The sequence below is a fragment of the Paenalicyclobacillus ferrooxydans genome (assembly GCF_001399675.1).
Lineage (GTDB): Bacteria > Bacillota > Bacilli > Alicyclobacillales > Alicyclobacillaceae > Alicyclobacillus_B > Alicyclobacillus_B ferrooxydans.
The window spans coordinates 1-768 of sequence record NZ_LJCO01000088.1 but is presented as its reverse complement, the minus strand read 5'-3'; the positions used below and the strand labels follow the sequence as shown (position 1 = coordinate 768).

2 protein-coding genes are annotated in these 768 nt (G+C 46.6%); both read right to left on the bottom strand.

All coding sequences use genetic code 11. From position 1 onward, the window contains the following. Positions 1–88 precede the first annotated feature (88 nt). Positions 89–439, bottom strand: a complete 351-nt coding sequence (locus AN477_RS20150; protein WP_054970987.1) for a hypothetical protein — start codon at positions 437–439, stop codon at positions 89–91. Between the two features lie 39 nt (positions 440–478). Then, positions 479–768, bottom strand: a 290-nt coding sequence (locus AN477_RS25140; protein ID WP_054970986.1) for a pilin, incomplete at its 5' end; no start/stop codon positions are given.

Here is a 768-nt window from a genome sequence, read left to right as displayed (position 1 = left end):
TTACCTGCCTTCACTTTCCGTTTACGAAGATCTACTCCGATGAGTACAGCGAGTACAACGACGCCGACCACCGCAATGATAAACAGTCTCATGTCCTTCTCCCATTTCTTTGCTCTACAATCCGATGGATTCGAATGCGATAGGCACGATCAAATAGCAAACTCTTTGGACGAAATGAAAATCGCATTCTGAGCCATAAAAACTCTGCCAATGGACGCTCTCTGTACGGCACAGCGGCAAACATCAGTCCTATACCGATTCCAAAGAACATACTCACCCAACGGGGAGTATGAACAAGTGGAAGCAAAGCGGCACTCAGCGCAATGATCGGACTCGATACTGCCAGTCCAATAAAAAAGTGAGTCATGTGTTTTGTGCTGATACCCCAAATCAGGTTTTCACCTTCCGTAAGCGGAATTGGAGAATGTACCTCGAGCATGACGTCTCATTCCTTCAACTACAAATGTCATTAATCGTTTTAGTGCAAACTTGACCCGAAATTATAGAGGGCTCCTGCAATCACACCTGCTGCTCCCAGTAACACTCCTGCTATGACAACATGCACCAAATGTGCCCTTGCTTCTTCTCTCTTTTGGGCGTGATGTGCACCCGCCATAAAGGACATGACCGCCTTATACAGGTGAAATAAGAGCCAAGCGCCTGCTACTGCAGATACTGCCCCGAGTATCCAACTAATAATGGTGTTCAAAATACTTGATATTGATCCTTGCTGTCCTGATAGCGGGTTTGTAACCCCGCTCGTATCCG